Annotated in this window: 19 protein-coding genes; 2 read left to right on the top strand and 17 right to left on the bottom strand. The window is 47.3% G+C overall.

Features of this window, described 5'->3' with window-relative positions; translation table 11 throughout:
• Nucleotides 1-157 precede the first annotated feature (157 nt).
• From Q365_RS26545 to Q365_RS0120775, 4 genes are all read right to left on the bottom strand, one after another.
• Nucleotides 158-316: a DUF3012 domain-containing protein gene (locus Q365_RS26545; RefSeq protein ID WP_081796329.1), complete on the bottom strand. Its 159-nt coding sequence runs from the start codon at nucleotides 314-316 to the stop codon at nucleotides 158-160.
• 213 nt (nucleotides 317-529) lie between these two features.
• Entirely contained in the window at nucleotides 530-2,329 is a 1,800-nt protein-coding gene (locus Q365_RS0120785) for an ABC transporter transmembrane domain-containing protein (protein ID WP_028025164.1), read from the bottom strand.
• A gap of 127 nt (nucleotides 2,330-2,456) precedes the next feature.
• The gene (locus Q365_RS0120780) at nucleotides 2,457-2,900 is read right to left on the bottom strand and encodes a hypothetical protein (RefSeq protein ID WP_028025163.1); all 444 of its coding nucleotides are present in this window, start codon (nucleotides 2,898-2,900) and stop codon (nucleotides 2,457-2,459) included.
• 141 nt (nucleotides 2,901-3,041) lie between these two features.
• Nucleotides 3,042-3,467, bottom strand: coding sequence for a membrane protein (locus Q365_RS0120775; protein ID WP_028025162.1), 426 nt, complete (start codon nucleotides 3,465-3,467; stop codon nucleotides 3,042-3,044).
• Nucleotides 3,468-3,704: 237 nt separating this feature from the next.
• Between Q365_RS0120775 and Q365_RS0120770 the strand changes: the two genes are divergently transcribed.
• Entirely contained in the window at nucleotides 3,705-4,919 is a 1,215-nt protein-coding gene (locus Q365_RS0120770; RefSeq protein WP_028025161.1) for a leucine-rich repeat domain-containing protein, read from the top strand.
• Between the two features lie 52 nt (nucleotides 4,920-4,971).
• On the opposite strand, the gene ruvC is transcribed toward Q365_RS0120770, so the two are convergent.
• The 3 genes from ruvC to aspS all read right to left on the bottom strand — a co-directional run bounded on the left by ruvC (nucleotide 4,972) and on the right by aspS (nucleotide 8,222).
• Entirely contained in the window at nucleotides 4,972-5,493 is a 522-nt protein-coding gene (gene ruvC / locus Q365_RS0120765) for a crossover junction endodeoxyribonuclease RuvC (RefSeq protein WP_028025160.1), read from the bottom strand.
• A gap of 6 nt (nucleotides 5,494-5,499) precedes the next feature.
• Nucleotides 5,500-6,246 (bottom strand): YebC/PmpR family DNA-binding transcriptional regulator, encoded by a 747-nt coding sequence (locus tag Q365_RS0120760; protein ID WP_028025159.1) that lies wholly within the window; start codon nucleotides 6,244-6,246, stop codon nucleotides 5,500-5,502.
• Between the two features lie 188 nt (nucleotides 6,247-6,434).
• On the bottom strand, nucleotides 6,435-8,222 hold the full coding sequence (gene aspS / locus Q365_RS0120755) for an aspartate--tRNA ligase (RefSeq protein WP_028025158.1): 1,788 nt from the start codon (nucleotides 8,220-8,222) through the stop codon (nucleotides 6,435-6,437).
• Between the two features lie 270 nt (nucleotides 8,223-8,492).
• On the opposite strand from aspS, the gene Q365_RS0120745 reads away from it, so the two are divergent.
• Complete coding sequence (locus Q365_RS0120745) at nucleotides 8,493-9,395, top strand: DUF72 domain-containing protein (RefSeq protein ID WP_035025427.1); 903 nt, start codon at nucleotides 8,493-8,495, stop codon at nucleotides 9,393-9,395.
• A gap of 47 nt (nucleotides 9,396-9,442) precedes the next feature.
• On the opposite strand, the gene Q365_RS0120740 is transcribed toward Q365_RS0120745, so the two are convergent.
• From Q365_RS0120740 to Q365_RS0120695, 10 genes are all read right to left on the bottom strand, one after another.
• Nucleotides 9,443-10,606 (bottom strand): hypothetical protein, encoded by a 1,164-nt coding sequence (locus tag Q365_RS0120740; RefSeq protein ID WP_028025156.1) that lies wholly within the window; start codon nucleotides 10,604-10,606, stop codon nucleotides 9,443-9,445.
• A gap of 8 nt (nucleotides 10,607-10,614) precedes the next feature.
• Nucleotides 10,615-11,409 carry an outer membrane lipoprotein-sorting protein gene (locus tag Q365_RS0120735; protein WP_028025155.1) on the bottom strand — a complete coding sequence of 265 codons (795 nt, stop codon included), beginning with the start codon at nucleotides 11,407-11,409 and terminating at the stop codon, nucleotides 10,615-10,617.
• Nucleotides 11,410-11,428: 19 nt separating this feature from the next.
• A complete protein-coding gene (locus tag Q365_RS0120730; protein ID WP_028025154.1) occupies nucleotides 11,429-13,771 on the bottom strand; it encodes an efflux RND transporter permease subunit in 2,343 nt (780 codons plus the stop codon).
• Nucleotides 13,772-14,035: 264 nt separating this feature from the next.
• Nucleotides 14,036-14,806 (bottom strand): TetR/AcrR family transcriptional regulator, encoded by a 771-nt coding sequence (locus Q365_RS0120725; protein ID WP_028025153.1) that lies wholly within the window; start codon nucleotides 14,804-14,806, stop codon nucleotides 14,036-14,038.
• A 174-nt stretch (nucleotides 14,807-14,980) separates the two neighbouring features.
• Entirely contained in the window at nucleotides 14,981-15,964 is a 984-nt protein-coding gene (locus tag Q365_RS25935) for a hypothetical protein (protein ID WP_051563841.1), read from the bottom strand.
• Entirely contained in the window at nucleotides 15,961-16,692 is a 732-nt protein-coding gene (locus Q365_RS0120715) for an SDR family NAD(P)-dependent oxidoreductase (protein ID WP_028025152.1), read from the bottom strand. The genes Q365_RS25935 and Q365_RS0120715 overlap by 4 nt, the downstream gene beginning before the upstream one ends.
• Nucleotides 16,693-16,695: 3 nt before the next feature.
• A complete protein-coding gene (locus Q365_RS0120710; protein WP_028025151.1) occupies nucleotides 16,696-17,118 on the bottom strand; it encodes a MaoC family dehydratase in 423 nt (140 codons plus the stop codon).
• A gap of 14 nt (nucleotides 17,119-17,132) precedes the next feature.
• Nucleotides 17,133-17,381 carry an acyl carrier protein gene (locus Q365_RS0120705; protein ID WP_028025150.1) on the bottom strand — a complete coding sequence of 83 codons (249 nt, stop codon included), beginning with the start codon at nucleotides 17,379-17,381 and terminating at the stop codon, nucleotides 17,133-17,135.
• A gap of 120 nt (nucleotides 17,382-17,501) precedes the next feature.
• On the bottom strand, nucleotides 17,502-19,301 hold the full coding sequence (locus Q365_RS0120700) for an HAD-IIIC family phosphatase (RefSeq protein ID WP_028025149.1): 1,800 nt from the start codon (nucleotides 19,299-19,301) through the stop codon (nucleotides 17,502-17,504).
• A gap of 32 nt (nucleotides 19,302-19,333) precedes the next feature.
• Complete coding sequence (locus Q365_RS0120695; RefSeq protein WP_028025148.1) at nucleotides 19,334-20,350, bottom strand: polysaccharide deacetylase family protein; 1,017 nt, start codon at nucleotides 20,348-20,350, stop codon at nucleotides 19,334-19,336.
• Nucleotides 20,351-20,475: the final 125 nt, after the last annotated feature.

Below are 20,475 nucleotides of genomic sequence, written 5' to 3'. Positions count from 1 at the left end.
TGACTCTGTTATCAGTAGAGTCTCAATCTGTGTTCGGGGCTATTACAGGTCTGTATCGCGCTCTAATCAAACGCGTTCTAATCAAAAAAATCGGGGCGGGAAAATAAAAAAAGGCAGGATAAAAACCCTACCTTTTGCATTACCGAAAACGTCACGCTTAGAACACACAGTGCTTTGCGAAATCTGTTACTTCATTGGCGGACCAATCACCTTTTGGTTTTTCTTTTAGCTCTTTGCACCAATCATCACTGCCAACTTCCGGCGAACAACCCGCGACAAAAAATACGACCGCTAACATAGCGAACATTTTCTTCATGTTACTTTCCTTGTATTTCATCTTAACGTTTCGTGAACAGTGATGACGAGTCACCACTAATTTATCGTGTGCCAATGCGGGAATAAACCAACGCTGCACGCCCTTCGCTACTGCAAGACTCAATAAGATACAACAAAGTCACGGTAGTGCATTCTGGCGCATATCTCATTGCGAAAAAGTCACCATTACTGTCCATCACAATACTGAGTTCAGCTAGCTCGCAGACTGCGATATCACGTTCGCTTCTGAAGCAACAAGTTGCAGCGACGCAAACTCACGGTACAAGGCGTTAGTTTCCATTAACTCTTGATGAGAACCACTTGCCACCAACTGCCCATCATCGAGTACCAAAATACGGTCAGCATTCACCACAGTAGCGAGGCGGTGAGCAATCACTAACGAAGTCTTCCCATCCATCAAGGTATCCAATGCTTGTTTGACCTGATGTTCACTCACCGCATCCAATGCGCTGGTTGCTTCATCCAACAGCAAAATAGGACGGTCCGCCAAGATGGCGCGAGCAATCGAAATGCGCTGTTTCTGTCCACCAGACAAACGCACACCCCGTTCACCCAATTCCGTTTGGTAACCGTGAGGTAAGGCTTCAATAAATTCATGAGCACGTGCCGCTTTGCACGCTTCAATCACTTTTTCTTCACTCGCCTCTGGCGCGCCATAGCGCACGTTTTCTAAGACGTTAGTTGCGAAGATCACTGACTCTTGTGGCACCAATGCAAACTGATCACGAAGCGTCTTTAACGACATATCTTTGATCGGAACGCCATCTAACAAGGTTTGACCTTGTTGAATGTCGAAAAAGCGCTGAAGCAAAGTAAACACTGAGCTTTTCCCTGCCCCACTCGGCCCAACTAAGGCGACTCGCTCACCGGCTTTTACATCAAACGATAACGACGAAAAGACAGGAAGATTGTCATCACCCGGGTAAGTAAATGAAACATCAGAGAAGGTCACGTTGCCTTTCGAATGAGCGGGAAAATCGACGGGTGATTCCGGGTCTTTAATATCAGATTGCATACGCGAAAGCTCTATCAAGCGCTCCGTTGCGCCCGCCGCGCGTTGAATGTCACCAATGACTTCACTGATGGTGGCCACGCCCCCAGCTACTAGCAAGGCATAAAACATAAAAGCGGATAGCTGGCCCGCTGTCAGCGAACCATCCAGTACGTTTAATGCCCCAACCCAAGTCACAAGAATGATCGCGACAATACTGAGCAGTACCACAGAAGCCATTAAAGAGGCACGATAACGAATACGTAATCTCGCAGCATCCATGACAGCTTCAACCCGAGAAGAAAAATGCACCGAATCGGCCTCTTCATGGCCGTAAGATTGAACCGTACGTATTTCGTGAAGGGTCTCATCAACGTGCGAGCCGAGATCAGCCACTTTGTCTTGGCTGACTCTGGCTAACTGGCGCACTTTACGCCCCAACACACCAATAGGAACCAGCACGACAGGCACAGCCAGCAGCACCAACCCCGTTAGCGTCAGGCTGGTGACTGCCATCATGATCAAGCCACCCGTGACGGACACCGCCGATCGCAGTGCCATCGACAGACTCGACCCCACCACGGTTTGAAGTAGCGTTGTATCTGCCGTAAATCGGCTGATCACTTCGCCCGTGCGCTCTTTGGCGTAAAACGTCGGGGATAAATGCAGAAGTTGTTGATAGACCTTAATGCGAATATCCGCACTGACTCGCTCGCCCAACCAACTCATCAGGTAAAAACGGAAGAAGGTCGCAATACCGCTGACAAAGGTAATGGCGAGAATCACCAGCATCATCTGATCGAGGCGCGAAGCGTTACCCGTCAGGAACCCATCATCAACAATGAGCTTGACGCCTTGGCCTAGCGCAAGCCAGCTGAGGGATCCGAGCATGAGGAAGATAACCGCGCCAATAACACGCGAACGGTAAGGCGCAAGAAAGCTCGCAATCCATGTCAAAACAGAACGCGTACTTTGAGGGGAAGATGAATTGGACGTTGGCACGGCGAGTCCTTTCTACGAATGATTGACTTACTATACCCAAACTCCCTGAATATACCCAAGAAACCTGAATATACGCGCCGAGCACTTTCTACTGTGAGCCCCTAATCTAGCGTTGTCGCAAGAATGCTTAACGGCGCAATTGATGGGCGAGAACGATTTTCGATACTTTTCCGTCAGAGAACCAATATACGATGCCGTTTTCTTTATCCACTAGATGCTTCGTCGACTTGCTGGTTCTGAGGGTGCGCTCGACCTTGTTTCTACTCTCGCCAATCGATAGATAATTGGCATCTTTATATCTACGATCAAAAATGATGATGGATCTTACTTTTCCGTCTGAATGATTAACCGTTGCATCGAATTGTTTGTAGCGATATTTCGTGAAGCCATCTAACTCGACCACCCGAGCCGCCTTTCCATGATGGTGTTTTAACGATTGTAGCGTCGAGTGTCCGACTTTTATGTTCTTATATTCGGAGTCGTAATTCATCACGTCATCAGACGCGTAAACAGAGAGTGAGGAAACGAAGAGAAGGAAGAGTGCGAGTAGAGAAGTAATAAATTTGAGCATTTTCTTGTCCCTAAGTGTCTGCAGCTAAACAAACGTCAAAGGGACAAGTGAAACACTTTTACTTTTAAAAACCGATTGTTATGGAAAACTACGCTATCAACATCACTGAAAACTCTATGTTGTTACAGCATTTGCCTTCACTTAATCAACCTGCTCTTGATCGCCATTGCGTGATTGGTAAAGCAAGAAAGCGGCTGATAACCAGACCAAACACGCCATCACAAACAGCGTACCACCGTCATTACCGACAACTTCACCTACTTCATTAAACGCAGGCTGCGCAACGCCAATAGGCGTAAACAGGTGGAAGAAAATCGCGCCGGTCATGGTGCCGACCGCCATCAACGCACCTAGCGCATGCAAGCGTGTAAACAAGAGTATTGATGCAATAAGCTCAACCGTCCCAACCATGTAAGCGCCGTACTGACCAAACCATGCAAGCCCTGACCATTCACCCAATGTGCCAAATATAAATGTGGTTTCTGGTGAACCTGTAAACTTGAAGAACAGCGATTGAACAAACACAAACGCGATGAAGATGCACAAGCCCACTTTTAAGTATTTCATGATTTTCCCTTTAATATAAATTCTCTTATTAACAATAGATTGTCATTAGAGAGTTTCAATTTCATTGCCAAGAGAAACTCGTACTTTTTTCATTTATTGCCAATTGAAAAACATGCGCTTGCTCGACTTTTGGCAAAGTACAAGGTTATCCGCATCGCATCACAATCACTCAATAGAGATTCCTAAGTCTGCGTAATTAGAATGTGAACAGCAATGACCGAGCAAAGGAATAATACGATGATAATTAAAGGATTTTTACCTACAGCCATTTCCCTAATTTTAATCGGTTGTGGAGGTGGAGGTGGTTCCTCCGCTTCAGATACAACCACTTCTCTATCAACCGCTTCATTTTCTGATGCTGCGCTCGCAGCTTGTGTTTCAGACACTGGCGCTGCCAGTCTCGAGAGCATTGTGGCGCTGGAGTGCCAAGGTAGAGGAATCAAAGATCTCAGCGGCATTGAAGCGCTGACAAGTATGTACATACTTGATATATCAGACAATGAATTGAGTGCGTTAGACTTATCAGGCATGACTAAGCTCTCTTCAATATACGCGACAAACAACTTGCTAGAGAGTGTCTCTTTGCCGCAATCCACTGCACTGCAGTATATTGGTTTAGGCAATAACTTATTGACGCATATTGATGTGACTTCATCCCCTGAACTGTCAGTGTTCAATGCAGAAAGCAATTCCCTCAGTAGCATCGACCTTTCAGCGAATTCAAAACTAGAAACGCTAACCCTAGATAATAACGATATCAGTACCTTTGATCTTTCACGCAACCCTCAACTAAAAGAACTGAATGTTAACGAGAACCAAATATCTGATTTAGACCTATCGTCGAATACTGCACTAATTTCTGTCTATGCGCACTCGAACAAGATTTCGACAATTACCGAACCAAACAGCAATACTCTGGACAGCGTATTCCTTGCCAATAATCAACTATCAAGCATTGATCTAAGCCAAAACACACAGGTTACTAACTTAACCTTGTCTGACAACAACCTTTCATCATTGGACGTCTCCACACTTCCAAATTTGGACTTTTTAGACATTTCAGGAAATTCGGTTGGGAATATTGATTTAAGCCAAAACACGCTATTGGAAATACTCGACGTTTCAAACACTTCAGCGACCAATATTGACATATCAAATAACCCAAAAATCTATTCACTAACAGTCTTAAGTAACCAACTTACTAGCATCGATCTTTCAAGCAATCCAAAATTGATCTGGCTCAGTGCAGACTATAACCAATTAACATCTGTTGATTTAAGTAACAACCCACAACTTGAATACTTCACTGGGTGGTCAAATCAAATCACATCCATAAGTTTTACATCAAACCAAAAAATAAATTCAATTGGACTGTTCAATAACCCTTTGAATGACGATACAAAGGCGCATCTTGATACACTCAAAAGCAACGGGGTTACGGTAAGTTACTAAACCGTAATGCAAAAAAAGCAGCCAAATGCTGCTTTTTCATTCCACTGATATCTTAGCGATAACGCCCACGCCGTGCGCTGGTTGCTTTGCCTGCCATGGCCACCAGCGTGTGGTTGGTATGGGCATGACAGATAGCAACTGCAAGCGCATCGGCGGCATCGGCTTGTGGTGTAGATGGCAATTTCAGCATGTGTACGACCATGTGCTGAACTTGCTTCTTATCGGCACCGCCATTGCCGACAACAGATTGCTTGATAAGACGCGCTGCATACTCGCTAACAGGCAAGCTAGCGTTGACCGCTGCAACCATGGCAGCGCCACGCGCTTGCCCCAGCTTTAGCGCCGAGTCGGCATTTCGCGCCATGAACACCTGCTCAATCGCAAACGTGTCTGGCTGAAATTGAGTGATGACTTCAGTCACCCCTGCGTAGATTTGGCCAAGTCGCCCCGCCAAATCTTCAGAGTCTGTGCGAATACAACCGCTGCCTAGGTATTCGAGGTGTCTACCTTGATGGCGGATCACGCCGTAGCCTGTGATCCGCGAGCCCGGGTCAATCCCGAGAATAATTGCCACGAATAGTTATTCCAATGTTGCTGCGACTTCGTCAGAGATTTCGCCGTTGTGGTAAACCTCTTGTACGTCATCCAAATCTTCAAGGGCATCAATCAAACGAAGCAGCTTTGGTGCTGTGGTTTCGTCTAGATCTGCTTTAGTTGAAGGAACAAGCGTGACTTCTGCGTTCTGTGCTTCAAAGCCCGCAGCGTCCAGTGCATCTTTCACGGCACCGAATTCAGCTGGCGTGGTGTAAACGTCCATTGAGCCATCTTCATGTGTCTCAACGTCGTCAGCACCGCCTTCTAGCGCCGCTTCCATCACTTCGTCTTCGTCCAAGCCCGACGCGTAAGAAATGACCCCTTTCTTGTCGAACAAGTAATTAACGCTGCCGTCGGTACCTAAGTTACCACCAGACTTAGCGAACGCGTGACGAACACCAGACACCGTGCGATTGCGGTTGTCTGTCATGCATTCAACCATCACCGCAGTGCCTGCTGGGCCGTAACCTTCATAGATAACGGTTTCCATACCTTCATCGCCTTCACCACCAGCACCACGCGTTACAGCGCGGTTTACGGTGTCACGCGTCATGTTGTTCGACAGCGCTTTATCAATAGCAGCACGCAGGCGCGGGTTGTTCTCTGGTTCAGGGCCACCCTCTTTGGCTGCAACGGTGATTTCACGGATAAGTTTGGTGAAGATTTTGCCGCGCTTAGCATCTTGCGCAGCTTTGCGGTGTTTGATGTTGGCGAACTTACTATGACCTGCCATTTCTCACTCCTTTTTGTCAGCGACATGTCGTCACTGATTTATTCATTTCTTGTTGGGTTTATAGCAAAACAGAGCGGATAGGTTTGAGACAACACCCATATCTGATTGAATGCAACCAATTTATTTCTAGGTTTTGGAAACAAATAAGGCCAGATAATCTGGCCTTATTGTTAGAAGAGGTGTTCGACTTATGCGTCGTTTTCTTCGTTCTTCTTCGCTGCAGCGGTAACTGCAATTGCAAGCTCTTCAAGCGCTGCTGGGTTAGCTAGGCTTGGCGCATCCGTCAACAAACATGCTGCTGCGGTGGTTTTCGGGAACGCAATAACATCACGAATGTTATCAGTACCACATAGCAGCATAACAAGACGGTCAAGACCGAATGCCAGACCTGCGTGTGGTGGCGTACCGTACTTCAATGCTTCTAGCAGGAAGCCGAATTTTTCTTTCTGCTCGCCTGATTCAATACCCAGAATATCAAACACAACCGTCTGCATATCAGTATTGTGAATACGAACAGAACCGCCGCCCACTTCATAGCCGTTTAGTACCATGTCGTATGCGTTTGAAATCGCTGATGCAGGGTTCGCTTTTAGCTCTTCTGCTGTCATGCCCAAAGGAGACGTGAATGGGTGGTGCATCGCGTGCAGGTTACCTTCGTCGTCTTCTTCAAACATTGGGAAATCAACAACCCAAAGTGGTGCCCACTTCGATTTGTCAGTCAGACCCAAATCAGTACCTAGCTTCAGACGCAATGCGCCCATTGCTTCAGTAACCACTTTCTTGCTGTCAGCACCAAACAAGATGATATCGCCAGACTCCGCGCCAGTGCGCTCAAGAATGCCGTTAACAACGTCTTCGTTCAGGAACTTAGCAACCGGTGATTGAACACCTTCCATGCCTGCAGCACGGTCGTTAACCTTCATCCATGCCAGACCTTTCGCGCCGTAAATACCAACGAACTTGGTGTAGTCGTCGATTTGCTTACGAGAAAGCTCAGCACCACCCGGTACACGAATAACCGCTACGCGACCTTTTTCGTCGTTTGCAGGGCCAGAGAATACTTTGAATTCCACGTCTTTCAGAAGATCAGCAACGTCCACCATTTCTAGTGGGTTACGCAGATCAGGTTTGTCTGAACCAAAACGGCGCGCCGCTTCTTCAAACGACATGATTGGGAATTGACCCAGGTCCACGTTCAGCAATTCTTTCCACATATCGCGAACCATGTTTTCAGTCACTTCACGCACTTGATCAGCGGTCATGAATGAGGTTTCGATATCGATTTGGGTAAATTCAGGCTGACGGTCGGCACGCAAGTCTTCATCACGGAAGCACTTAACGATTTGGTAGTAACGGTCAAAGCCAGACATCATCAGAAGCTGTTTGAACAGCTGTGGTGATTGTGGCAACGCGTAGAAGCTGCCTTTGTGAACACGGCTTGGTACCAAGTAGTCGCGAGCGCCTTCTGGCGTTGCTTTTGTCAGCACTGGTGTTTCGATGTCTAGGAAGCCGTTGTCATCAAGAAAACGACGAACAAAGCTTGATGCTTTTGCACGTAGCTTGATGCGGTCGCTCATTTCTGGACGACGTAGGTCAAGGTAGCGGTGCTTCAGGCGCTGCTCTTCAGAGTTGTTTTGGTTGAAGTCCAATGGCAGTGGCTCAGCGCGGTTGATGATTTCCAAACCTTTCGCTAGCACTTCCACTTCGCCTGTTGCCATGTCTTTGTTTACTTGGCTTTCAGGACGTTCGCGAACTTCACCGGTGATCTTGATACAGAATTCGTTACGCAGTTTGTTAGCAACCTCGAATATGTCTTTCATATCCGGATCAACCACCACCTGAACCACGCCTTCACGGTCACGCATATCAATGAAGATAAGACCGCCTAAATCACGGCGACGGTTTACCCAGCCGCAAAGTTCTACAGTTTGCCCTGCAAGGGCTTTGTTCAGGTGACCACAATATTGGGTGCGCATATGAATTTCCCGATCTGTTACTGACTGTCCTATTGCGCTATCAAGCGCAAAGCTACAAATATGGTTGTGCAGACAATTCTGCAAACTTCCGCCTGAGTCTTCACTCACGCCAAAGTAAAAATACCTCAAAATGACGCAGCATTATAAAGGAAAAAATAGCGTTGCGGGAAATCGTAGCGAGATGAAAGCCAGAAAAGATCGCAATCGCGCAAAAAAGCAGCAAGGATTGACGCTAACAACGCAACGCGCCCACAATAGGCGTTCGACGACATGAAGGAATATCCGTTGCAAACTCCGCTTTCACAAATGACTTCCCCTCCACTGCGATTAGGCATGACCCAATGGTCACACAATGCATGGCAACGCAAATTTTACCCGTCGGGAACGAAAAGCGGGGAACGTTTGGCGCGTTACGCCGAAGTGTTTAATACCGTTGAAGGCAATACGACGTTTTACGCCAGCCCTTCTCACGCCACTGTCGCCAACTGGAAAGCCGCCACCAGCGACGCATTTCGGTTTACCTTCAAATTCCCTCAGCCCATCACGCATCAAATGATGTTGCGACATTCAGATGCCATGGTCTCTGAGTTCATGACCTTGATGCAACCGCTGCATGAGCGCATTGGGCTGTGGAAAATTCAACTGCCCGCGGCGTTTGGCCCGCAGTATTTGCCTGACTTAGAGCGCTTTTTAACTGCGATGCCAAAAGCATATAACGTCGGCGTCGAGGTTCGTCATCCCGCCTTTTTTGCCAAAGGTGATGAAGAACGCGCGTTGAACAGCTTGCTGATCGAACATAGTGCGGATCGCATCATTATGGACAGTCGCCCAGTGTTTGCTGTCCAACCTGACACGGATGCCTTACTCGATGCACAGCAGAAAAAGCCGTGTGTGCCTGTGCATGCCATCTCAACAAGCACTAAGCCTATGGTGAGATTCATTGGTGACCCGACGCTTGAGCGAAACGATACGTTCTTTGCGAATTGGCAGAAAAAGATACCGCAGTGGATTGAGGAAGGAAAAACGCCGTATTTGATGATACACACAGCAAACAACGATCAAGCGCCAGAGTTAGCGGCGCATTTTTATGAGTTACTCACTCAGCAAATCGCCCTGCCGCCTCTGGCACCTTTGTTTCCGGAAGATATTTCAAGTCAAATGAGTTTGCTGTAGAGCAGATCTAGGACCTGCTCTTCCTAGGACCTAAATTTTAATACCTCCTAAAAATACCAACTCACTTCCGCTTCAATAAAGTCATCACGTTTTAACGAATAAACCGGGTCAGTGACACGATCTGAATTGAACATCCAACCTGTGACTGTCCAGCTCCAATCATTGGAAAAACGACCGCTTGATTCTAGACGCACCGTCATGGAATCAGTGTCATCTAAGTCAAGCGTCCCACCAAGCAAGAACTCAGTACCATCGTGATCGTTAAGCACCCAACGAAGCCCTGCGAACACATCATTTTGACCCGCTACAGGTGCGTCTTCACCTCGGCTGTCGTAGAGATATTCCACTAAGAAGCCCAGATCGGTAATGCCTTCGTTGACCCCCACATAGGTGTATTCAAACCCACCGGTAAAGGCCGTGTTCGAGTCCAAGCTATAACGACGGATAGCCTCAGCTTTCCACAACCAATCACCATAGATAGCTTGTAAATCAAGACCAACTTGCGTCATCAGCGCATAATAGGGTGCCAAGCTGTTGAGGAAATAAGGGTCTCTGTTAGTGCCATGAAACACACTTAAACCCACATCCCACTCGTCAAACATAGTGCCATAACGCGCAGCGACATCTGGGTAGAACTCTTCATGTCGAGATTCATACTGTGCATTCGCATCGCCCGCCCCCGGAACCGCTAAACGGCCATCGTAGCTCGCAAACGTACGCTCTCGGAAATAGGGCAGCAGATACAAATCCAACAAGCCAGATTCTAGTTCAAGCCCTAGACTCATCATGGGCTGACCCAATTTCACTTCGCCATCAATCGCTTCGACCGCATCAGTTTGATTGATCACATCGACAAGATGCTGTGACTCTGTCACGCCCCAAAAGACAATACCTAATCCGAAGCGCAGTTCGTAGTTATCTTCATAGTGCATCAGCAAGGCTTCGCGCACATCACCATGAGTACGCTCGTCATCCATTGAATCCCAACGGAAAAAGGGCGAAAAAGTAAAACTCGTATTCCCTTCTTCACTTTCCCAGTAAAGCTCTGGTTCGATGGCGATAGAGGTTTGGCTTTTATCCTGACCTTGAGCGCCAGTCTGTGCAAACTGACGTTGTTGAAAGGTCAGCTCGCCTTCAAATTCAAAAGCATGGCTCGGCGAGAGGAAAAGTGGCAGCGCAAGCAGCGCCGCCAATGACAGTTGTTTATTCATCCTGACTCCTAGCGAGCGCGCTTCAAGCTAGATTTAGAGAAGTCGCCTTCATCCAAACCAGTCTTAAACGCCAACTCAGTGGTGGTCAGTTTGGTCGATTTGCCTGTCTGGTGGTTCACCATCATCAGGGTGTGCGCACGCCAGTATTGATCGAGATATTGTTTGTAATCACTGAAAGTCAGTGTTTTCAGTAATGACTGACGACGATCATAAAACTCGGTTTTCAGCGGACGGTAATGAACTTGATCAACCCACACTTTCTGGCTGGTGTAGCCCGAGTATTTGTCAGTTGGCGTTTGCACAATCACATAGGTGTTTTGACCATCAATATCTTCTTCACCCACCAAGTCAAAGGTGTACTTTTCAAGTTCGAAAGAACTTAGATCTTCGTAAGCAAACTCACTGCCCATGAACGGACCAGACTTGTTGCGCGAGGCAATACGTTTCACACGCTTCAACGCAGGAAGGTACAGCCACTGATCGTCAGCACCCGTAATGTGCGAGTAATTCAGAAACACCGTGCCACGTACATCGCGAGGTTCATCAAAGATGGTTAAGCCTTTATCACCATCGCTTTCAACTTCAAGTGTTTTGATACGCAGTTTGCGATCGCTGGTGTCACCATTTGCGTTTTCAAGCAGCATGGTCATTTCAGCAACGCTGTCTCCCCAGCCTTGGTCTCGTACTTTACGCTCTTTGGCGATTTCCAATCCTTTTACTTCATCGGCAACCACAGGCGCTGCTATCGCCATCATGCTAAATGCAATCACAACGGCTTTTGATAATTCTCTTATTGTTTTCATTCTTCTCTCCTTGAATGTATTACTGCGTTGCTTCTTTATTCAGAATCTTGGATTCATTGGCCAACGGCTTCGAATCATTGGCATAGGATTTTCTATCCGCCACCAGCAGCACAGCAGGCAGAAGAATAAAGTCCACAATGAGGGCAATGAATATCACGATGGCACTGAGCAGCCCCATGTCGCTATTCAAGCGGAAACCGGATGTTGCTAACACACTGAAACCCGCAACTAGCACGACGGTAGTAATCCATAGTGCGCGACCCACTGAATCAAACGCATAACGGATACCGTCTTCCACATTGCGCCCCTGCAAACGTGCATGGCGATATTTCGTCAGGAAATGCACCGTGTCATCGACCACTACACCCAAGGTCAAAGTGATAACGACTGACAGACCCAGGTTGATTTCACCCGACACCACCGCCCATAGTCCAAAGCCCAAAATGGCGGGAACCAAGTTTGGCACCAGACTGATGGCACCAAGACGCCATGAACGCAATGCGAACACCAACAATCCAGAGATCAGCACCAATGCAATTGGCAAGGTTTTCAACATGCTGGCTATGTTCGTTTCACCAATGTGCGCGAACATAAGGTTCGGGCCGGACGATGCCATTTCGTACTCAGGAGCATTGACTTGGAACCATGCATCCATGCGATCTTCAAGTGCAATCAAATCCACACTGCCGAGGTTGTCAGTGGTTAGCACTAATTTGACGGCAGACTTATCAATGTTCACTTCGTTGTTCAGATCTAGGCCGTACGGCAATGACATTTCATACAGCAACAGATACTGCGCCGCGAGTTCAGGGTCTTGAGGCAAGGTGTAATAGGTTTTGTCTTCACCATGCATGTTCATGTTCAGACGTTTAAACGTGTCCGAGATTGAAGCCACATGGTCAGTTTCTGGTTGCGTACGCAGCCACTCAGTGAAGCCTTCAACGGCATTCAAGAACTCAGGGTGCGTAATCCCTTGAGGCTGGCCTGACTTAATGGAAATACTGATGGCCGTTGTGCCACTGACCGTCTCTTCCATGTAATCCGCGGCCTGACGGAAGGCGTTACTAGAATCGAAGTACTCAACCGCATTGTCGTTGGCATGGTTTTGCACCAACAACACCGCGCTTAATGCTACAACAATGACGCTGACCGGTAGAATTTTCTTGTGGTTAGCAATCACCGTATCTGCCACCCATCCCATCGCTTTGTTGCTGTTTTTACGGGCGGGTTTTACCTTGAACGGCATCAACTGAAGCAATGCTGGCAATAGCGTGACCGACAATACAAACGCGATCATCACACCCAGCGCGGCGAGGTTACCCATATCTCTCAACACAGGAGAATCCGACGCATTCATCATTAAGAAACCAATCGAAGTGGTGACTGACGTGATCAGCAGCGCGAGGAAATTGAGTTTAAGTGCGTAGTTAATGGCTTCCGTTTTGTCTTTGCCTTCACGTAGCGCATGCACATAGGACGTGATCAGATGGACACAGTCGGCGACGGCGAGTGTCATTACCAAGGTCGGCACGGTCACCGTACCGTTATTCAGGTAGTGGCCTACCCAGCCAAGCATTCCCATGGTGGCGGCAATCGTCAGCACAATCACGATCAGTGTTGCGACAACAAACTTCCACGATCGCAACATAATGCCAAGGAACACCAGTACTACCAAAAACATCATTGGCACCAGTGTTTGGCTATCTGCTTGCGCAGCATCCGCAAAGGCTTTATTCATGGCAATGATGCCAGCCAGATGGAAATCTACATTCGGATAGGTTTCGTGCGCTTTCGCTAGGACATCTTTCGTAAAATTAGCGACTTCCTGCACTTGTGCCGTTTGGTCACCATCAGGCAGTTGAAATGTAATATTCACGATGGCAGCTTGCGCAGTTTGACCTACGATAGCGTTGACCAAACGAGGTTCATTAAGGGCGACACCTTTAATGTATTCGATTCGCGCATCATCGAGTTCGTAATAATCTGGCGCGAGATCTTCAACCAGGAGGTCGTCGTCTTCAGCGGAGGTGTGTTGATAATTCGTGATGGAATCAACACGGCTTGCATATGGGGTGAGCCAAGCTTGATCAGTAAGCTGTTGGATCAATGAAAGGTTATCTTTCGTAAACACGTCGTTGTTATGTGGCGCAACCACAATGGCAAGGGTGTCGGTTTTATTGAATGTCGCTTCGAGTTCTTTGAACGATTGTAGCTGCGGATTTCCTTTATCAAAGAAGATTTGGTAATCACCTCGGAAATACAAGTTCTGGCTACCCATCGCCGCAACAACAGCAAGCAAAACACTGAGTATCAAGAATAGCCAAGGTCGTGCCGTTGGCATTCGATAAAGTTCTGTTTTCATCACACACTCCGTTTGTGACGATTCGTCAAATTCTCTGCTTTAAAAAGCCACTTCTATGGCTTAATACTTCCTGAATAAAGGCTTATGTCACTCACCTCATTCAAGCAAAATGAAAATACGCGTTCGCATGGTTAAAATTACAGATTATCGCCAGATAAAAAACTGACGCTTCGTCAACTAGTGACGAAACGTCAATTTAGTACAAGAAATTAACAGTTGCAACCAAATTATGACGAATCGTCAATAATGATTCATTTGTCAGCGTTATGATTGGCTATTTAGGAGGGCAACTTCTTTATCAAATAGGTCTTTTTCAGCACGATCCCACGTTTTCTGGTAATCAAAATCGCAAGACAAAGGCATCCAACGCATACCGTCTAGAAGGAAGTTAATATTCTGTAGCACAATGTTGGTATCACTTTGACGGGAAACACAACTGCTTTGGGTTGCATTGTTGACCAATGAACTGGTGCCAAATGCCATAGCCCAATTTGCAAACACAATACTGTCGCTCGTAATGCCCGGTGCGAGGATGATGTCACCAGAGCTTTGACCAAGCTCGATGAATTTATCGCCAAACGACACCACTAAATCTTCTAAGGTGTTGAGTTTTTCTAAGCGCTCTGGGGCACTCTTTTCAGTGACGGCAGGCGTGCGGCTAACCAAAGCACACATAGCTAGAATGGGAGAGAGTTTCGAGAAAAGATGCATACCCGCATGCATAGCAATCAACTTTTCGCGGCTTGAGCCTTCAAAGTCGAGAGCACGTTGAAATAGCGGGATTTTTTTACTCAAGGCTTGTATCGCGAGTGCAGCGAACAAGTCTTCTTTGCTGTTGAAGTGGTTATATATCGTTCCTTTGGAATACGAACTGGCGGCCGCAACTTTATCCATATTAAGTTGTGCAAACCCTTCCCTTTCTACAATGCCACATGCAATTTGCAGTAACTCATTCTCGCGATCACGCATAGCCACTTGTTTACGGCTCAACGTCGCGTCATCACTGATTAAATTTGATACTGCTTGCTCTAACATTGTGAATACCCTCAAAAGATCCTTACTTTTATAGCATAAATAAGAATTAGAGTGGCAGTCTTCACTCACTTTCTAGCATGACACGATCAAAAATTGTCTCATTCATCGAATCAAATACTGCTTTAATTTGATGCAATTAGAAAAACGCCCACGGCAAAATTGGCCAATTTTGCCCTACTTAGACTGAACGGAGTGATGACAATCAGTAAGCGTTGTTTGAATAGGTTGCTGACCTTTAGCCCAGCGCAGCAAGGCTTCACGCGGCCAAATCATCAGGTAGCTTTTTGGGGTGTATTTCCCTTCTTCGAATAACCGTCGACGTTTTTTGTTCTGTAATGCGACATGTTCTGCATCATCACACGCCTCAAGCAGATAAAACGACGCACCTCCGGATTCTGGGAGATTGCGTAAATAGGCCATTTTTGACGATGCTTGTATCACCTCAGCATCCCAAAACCAGCTTTGCGCAAATATGCCTGAAATCTGCGGTTCCGATTTCATGCGCTGTGCAATTTCCAGATAAAACTCTCGCCAACCCGCTTCAAGAAAGTGAGGGTTCGTTCTTCGATCTTCCATATGAAGCTCGTACATCTGCTGTCTGTCTTTGATTTTTCTCAGCAACATATCCGCTGCAGAAACGAACTGTGTAATACCATTTGCGGTGAGAAACCGTCGTGGCAATGCCCTAGGCTCATAATGGCAAATTGAGCCACTCGGCCACATATTCAATGCACTAATGGCCAAGTCTTTTCTGAATAAATCGCTTGTCACATCAGGCTCATAATCCCCTGCTGCCATACTGTCTGCCAAATAGGTAAACCATTCTTTGACTGACTCAATAACAACCATCGGTAGCGTATTCACACAAACGCTGTTGTCTTCAGGACGCTGTGAGTCAAGCGAGCGCAAACTACTCAGCATGAGATCAACCAGCGCCAGTTGATGAACATCAGCCATCATCTCAGCGCTAAGCGTGTCAAACAATTGTTCAAACCAACGATCCATATCATCGGGAAAGTGAGAGTAAGCACGACCTGGCATCTGATCCTGCACAAAAGAGACGTATTGTTGGCGCACTTCAGGCAGGTTCACGCCCTTGCCATCCAATCGGTTTTCAATCAGCTCTCGTAACTCACCGAGCAGTGTTTGCAAGCTCATACACATTCTCCTCCCGTGACGGAAAGATTAACGCCATTAATGTACTCCGCCCCGTCAGAGAGCATGAATACCACCGCGGAAGCCACTTCTTCGGATGTTGCATTGCGCCTCATCGGGTGAGCCGCGGCGTTTTGAATCACCATGTTGTCGGGAATATCTTGCAAGAACGGCGTATCGACCATTGAGGGCGACACTGCATTAACACGCACGCCCTTTGTGCCAAATTCCGCGGCCAACGACCGCATCAATCCCAACTGAGCGTACTTGGCGATGTTGTAATCTGCCATGGCGGCTGGCGGCATGCCTAAGGTGACACTACTCAGCACAAATACGACACGTCCATTTCCCCGTTTGACCATTGCAGGAAGAAACGCTTTTGCTATCGTCATGCTGCTGACCATCTGAACCTCTAGCTGCTCCATCACCTGCTGGCGCGATAGCTTTTTCAAACGCGTCAGTGTCAGTCTCGGCGCTTGCGCAAAAACAAGATGATCAGGGTTCGCACACAAGGCCACCGCTTTTTGAATGAATACGTCACAACTGTCTGGGTCGCTTAAATCTGCGCGAAGAGGATGCAGATCGCTTTGCAAACAGGCTTGCATGCTTTCTAGCGCTGCCAGATTGTTGCAACCATGGGCGATAATACGATTGCCTGCACCGTCCAGCTTCTCCATCACCGCTTTCCCAATGTCCGAACTCGCGCCCACAATTAAGCTGGTTTTACTCATGGCCTATTCACCCTCATCAATCCCAGAATGGATCCGTGCTTTCGAGACCACTTGTCCATGTTGATTTCGGATCGTCGCTTTAATTTCTATTCGCTTTAACGTGGTGTGAACTTCCACGACGGTTCCTTCAACGGTCAACACATCCCCAACAAACACCGGCCGGTTGAAGCGCGTTTGAATATCCTGCAGCAACGCATTCTCGCCAGGTAAATACACGCCCACCAGCGTGGAATACAAAGAGGCTGTCATCATGCCGTAAACCACAACGTCAGGATGCCCTCGCCTTTTGGCATGCTCTTTATCCGTATGCAGCGGGTTAATATCACCACTCACCAGGGTAAACGCGTCTAGTTTTTCTTTGGTGATATCAGCTGAAAATTGGTGCTTCAGCCCAACGTCAATGTCATCAATGCGGTAGTGCTTCATTCATTTTATTCCGATCATGCCGCTTTCAATTTTCGAGTGATCAAATCGACCGTGTCACCCACGTTACCCGCCTGATTAAGTTGCTCAATTTCCAGCAGGCTAAACTTGATCGTCAGCTCTTTTTCAATGGCATCGATGATTTGTATCTGTGCCAAGGAATCCCAATCTTCCGCATCATCGGCGGTCGTCTCTCGCGACACGACCAAATCGTCTTCATCCAACACATCAGAAATAATCTGAGAAATCGCGTTTAGAATATCCATAAAAACTCCTTTTTCGTGGTGGGGTGATACTGCTTCGATTCACACCGTGTAGTGAATTAAATCGGGTGTGCTCAACCATGAGCGAGACACAGTAATTTACGCCTAATCATTCGCCCACAATCATTCGCAAACAATCGTTAAAGGCAGGTCATCCACACCTTGATGTTCATCAATGGCATACTCCCAATGGCTGACGCCGTCTTCATCTTCTGACAAACATTGAAAACCCAATAACTGATAGTGATGGCTAACCAAAGCGTTCTTTTTGCTGGGCACATATCGCCCCACCAATTTTTGAATATGGCGAGCTTTTGCGTGGCGAACTAATTCTTCAAACATCGCCCATTCCATTTTTCGCTTAAACACACGACAACTCATCAACCACAAATCAATCATCAGGGTGTTTTCATGTTCCTCACCCACAATCACAGACACAATGCCGTTATCGCCAAACTTATCCCGCAGCCGTCCATACAAAGCGACATGCTTGGGCGAGTGCATAAACGACGTCATTTCAGCGGCGCTATAGCGTTGAGTGGTGACGTTAAACTGATTGGTTTTGTTGGTGAGCTGGGTGATGCGCGGTAAGGCCACCTCATCAAAAGGAGTGATCGCAGCCTGCATGTCGAGCGAACGCAGGTAATCGTCATAGTTTTCAAACTCGCGCTGCAATTGCTTACGCTCTTGATTGTGCGCATACATGCTGGCTCGTTCTGCATCTTCAGCGCTCAGAGACACCAATTCAAACAACCCGGCTTTATCCAACGCTGTAATGTATTGAGTAATGTCCTGACCAATATTGGGAACAGCGACTTGCGGTAGGTTGCTGGAAACAAGCTCACGTTCGCTCGCATTGTCATCAAGAAAAGCGAGGGAATCTAAGCCAATATTCAATGCGTCAGCAATTTGCTCAATGTTCTGATCTTTGTTGACCCAGTTAGCAATGAACTCACTAAAGTCCGTCAGATTCAGTACCGAGTCAGGGTGTGAAAAGCCTTGCTTTGCATTCTCTACGTCATTCTTGCTGCACACCGTTAGCAACACACCTCGTTGATGCAAGGCTTTGAGGTATTGCTGTAGCTCGGTATAGGCCTGCGCTTCTGCCGTCTCTTGACCGATTTGGATATCACTGACGCCGTCATCACCAATAACGCCACCCCACAAGGTGTTATCCAAATCGCACACCAGCGCTTTTTTGCTTAACCCCAAAACGGCCAACACCTGATTGGCAATGCTGTACCCCAACTCAGGAAACGCATCGCTGCACATCGCGTACTTGTAGGCGTACCACTGGGTTTTGTTAAACCAGCGCTCTAAACCAAACCATGCCGAAAGATAGTTCAGATCATGCAAAATGAAGTTGGCGTTTTGCGCCGCATACTCTGCAAATTTCGCGTTTATCGCGTGGGTGAAACGCGTCTTCCCCCCATTCGCCGATGCATCGATATTGCCGAGCGGGCGAGAAAACGGTAACTCAAAATTATTCTGAATAATGGTGGCCTGATACTTACCGTGTAGCGCCTGCCAAATTGCATGGAAGTCATTGTAGGTCTCTGCCACTTTGTCGGCGGCTTCCACATGATTGTCTGTCGGTTGCGGCCATGACGTGAGGTTAACCGTGCTGGTATGGAGATAAATCACTTGAGGGTTAAACGCATCCAACGCCTCGTTTTCAAACACCGCTTCTTGATAGAAACGGTTGTAATCCGACTGGTAGATCTCGACATTCACACCCGCATTTAACAAGAACAGCTCAATGTAATTCGCCACTTCAGACGTTGTTGAGCCTCCCAAAATGGCAAGACGCAAAGGCGTTGCGTTAAGAGACGTTTTTAACGTTCTGCGCAGTTTTTTTTGGCGACGCTGCAACAGCGCCACGTCTAACGGGTAAGTGATTCGAAAATTCGCTGATTCCGTCATTGCCTTCCTCATTGCCGCGCATGCTCTCGCGCCTAAGTCCGTGTTTTACCCATCATCCAACGTAGGGTGTCTGTCACGCCTGAAATCGTGACAATAAATTGATTCAACGAGCGAGAGTTCATCACCAAATTGCGTTTCAGCTTCAGCGGGTGCTCAGTCGTCGCATTGAGTCCTTCATCCAAGGTGGTCGCGGTTCGTATCCCTAGCGCCTGCAAATCAGCAATGTGCTCGGGCGACCAAATCCCACTGGGGTAACAGAAATGCGTCAGCGCTTTTTCCGAAGAAAGCTGGGTGGCTAACACCTGTCGATTGGTTTGAATTTCATGGTGGATTGCGTCACTGTCAGTGGGCAACTTATGTGTATGGGTATGCAGTTGAATGTTGGTGAGTGGTGAAGCCATCGCCGACTTCAATTCTTCGTAGTTCGCATTGTGGAAGCGTTTTGATGATATTGCATCGTCACTCACACCGAGTGCGCCTGCTATCGCCGTCAAAAAGTCGTTTTTTTGCTCGTCATCGAAAGACACCATGATCGTTTCAACCGCTTTCACGATCTCAGGCACGCTACCAGCAAACGAATAGCATTGGCCTTGATACTCCACGTCAAACGCATCACTAGGCTTGTGCCATAGCCAATATTGGAGCAAAACATTCACCACAGGGATTTGGTGATCGCAGTAATACGTGGTCACATAAACGGTTGAGGGAAACTGATACGCCTGAAAGTTAGGTACAAGGTCAGTGATACTGGATCGCCAACCATCATCGACCGTAATCACAACGGGATACTTGAACTGAACTTCCCCGTTTAAATGGCGTTCTGCGTCGTCTAGGCTAATCACGTTGAAGTGCGACCGTTGAAGATAATTCAGCAACTCATGGAGCTTTTCTTTTGAGATGAAGACACCCGGCCAGAATTGATGCTCGTCCTTCAAAGACATCGAATGAAAACAAAGGATGACTAACTTATCGCGATGGAAATATGACAGGGCTCTGGCAATGCCAGTTCGAACAAAAAACGTATATACCGCCTCCCTCAACTTTCGCATTCCATCCCTCAAAATTAAAAATTCGCCAACGTAAAACGCGTTAACGCGAAGTCGGCAAAAAAGTGTTTACATGCATGCCTTAAAGTATAGAAGCGTGTTTTAAAATTGGATCAAACAATTGAATA

The organism is Enterovibrio calviensis DSM 14347 (assembly GCF_000621165.1).
GTDB classification, from domain to species: Bacteria; Pseudomonadota; Gammaproteobacteria; order Enterobacterales; family Vibrionaceae; genus Enterovibrio; species Enterovibrio calviensis.
This window is presented reverse-complemented; position numbering and strand designations above follow the sequence as displayed.

What these genes read in the sequence shown, in the direction of transcription:
- Q365_RS0120780 (WP_028025163.1), bottom strand. Translation starts at nt 2,900, where the DNA reads ATGCTCAAATTTATTACTTCTCTACTCGCACTCTTCCTTCTCTTCGTT.
- Q365_RS0120715 (WP_028025152.1), bottom strand. Translation starts at nt 16,692, where the DNA reads ATGAGTAAAACCAGCTTAATTGTGGGCGCGAGTTCGGACATTGGGAAA.
- Q365_RS0120740 (WP_028025156.1), bottom strand. Translation starts at nt 10,606, where the DNA reads ATGAATAAACAACTGTCATTGGCGGCGCTGCTTGCGCTGCCACTTTTC.
- Q365_RS0120745 (WP_035025427.1), top strand. Translation starts at nt 8,493, where the DNA reads ATGAAGGAATATCCGTTGCAAACTCCGCTTTCACAAATGACTTCCCCT.
- Q365_RS25935 (WP_051563841.1), bottom strand. Translation starts at nt 15,964, where the DNA reads ATGAGCTTGCAAACACTGCTCGGTGAGTTACGAGAGCTGATTGAAAAC.
- Q365_RS0120775 (WP_028025162.1), bottom strand. Translation starts at nt 3,467, where the DNA reads ATGAAATACTTAAAAGTGGGCTTGTGCATCTTCATCGCGTTTGTGTTT.
- Q365_RS0120770 (WP_028025161.1), top strand. Translation starts at nt 3,705, where the DNA reads ATGATAATTAAAGGATTTTTACCTACAGCCATTTCCCTAATTTTAATC.
- Q365_RS0120710 (WP_028025151.1), bottom strand. Translation starts at nt 17,118, where the DNA reads ATGAAGCACTACCGCATTGATGACATTGACGTTGGGCTGAAGCACCAA.
- Q365_RS0120760 (WP_028025159.1), bottom strand. Translation starts at nt 6,246, where the DNA reads ATGGCAGGTCATAGTAAGTTCGCCAACATCAAACACCGCAAAGCTGCG.
- Q365_RS0120695 (WP_028025148.1), bottom strand. Translation starts at nt 20,350, where the DNA reads ATGCGAAAGTTGAGGGAGGCGGTATATACGTTTTTTGTTCGAACTGGC.
- Q365_RS0120730 (WP_028025154.1), bottom strand. Translation starts at nt 13,771, where the DNA reads ATGAAAACAGAACTTTATCGAATGCCAACGGCACGACCTTGGCTATTC.
- Q365_RS0120700 (WP_028025149.1), bottom strand. Translation starts at nt 19,301, where the DNA reads ATGACGGAATCAGCGAATTTTCGAATCACTTACCCGTTAGACGTGGCG.
- Q365_RS0120735 (WP_028025155.1), bottom strand. Translation starts at nt 11,409, where the DNA reads ATGAAAACAATAAGAGAATTATCAAAAGCCGTTGTGATTGCATTTAGC.
- aspS (WP_028025158.1), bottom strand. Translation starts at nt 8,222, where the DNA reads ATGCGCACCCAATATTGTGGTCACCTGAACAAAGCCCTTGCAGGGCAA.
- Q365_RS26545 (WP_081796329.1), bottom strand. Translation starts at nt 316, where the DNA reads ATGAAGAAAATGTTCGCTATGTTAGCGGTCGTATTTTTTGTCGCGGGT.
- Q365_RS0120725 (WP_028025153.1), bottom strand. Translation starts at nt 14,806, where the DNA reads ATGTTAGAGCAAGCAGTATCAAATTTAATCAGTGATGACGCGACGTTG.
- Q365_RS0120705 (WP_028025150.1), bottom strand. Translation starts at nt 17,381, where the DNA reads ATGGATATTCTAAACGCGATTTCTCAGATTATTTCTGATGTGTTGGAT.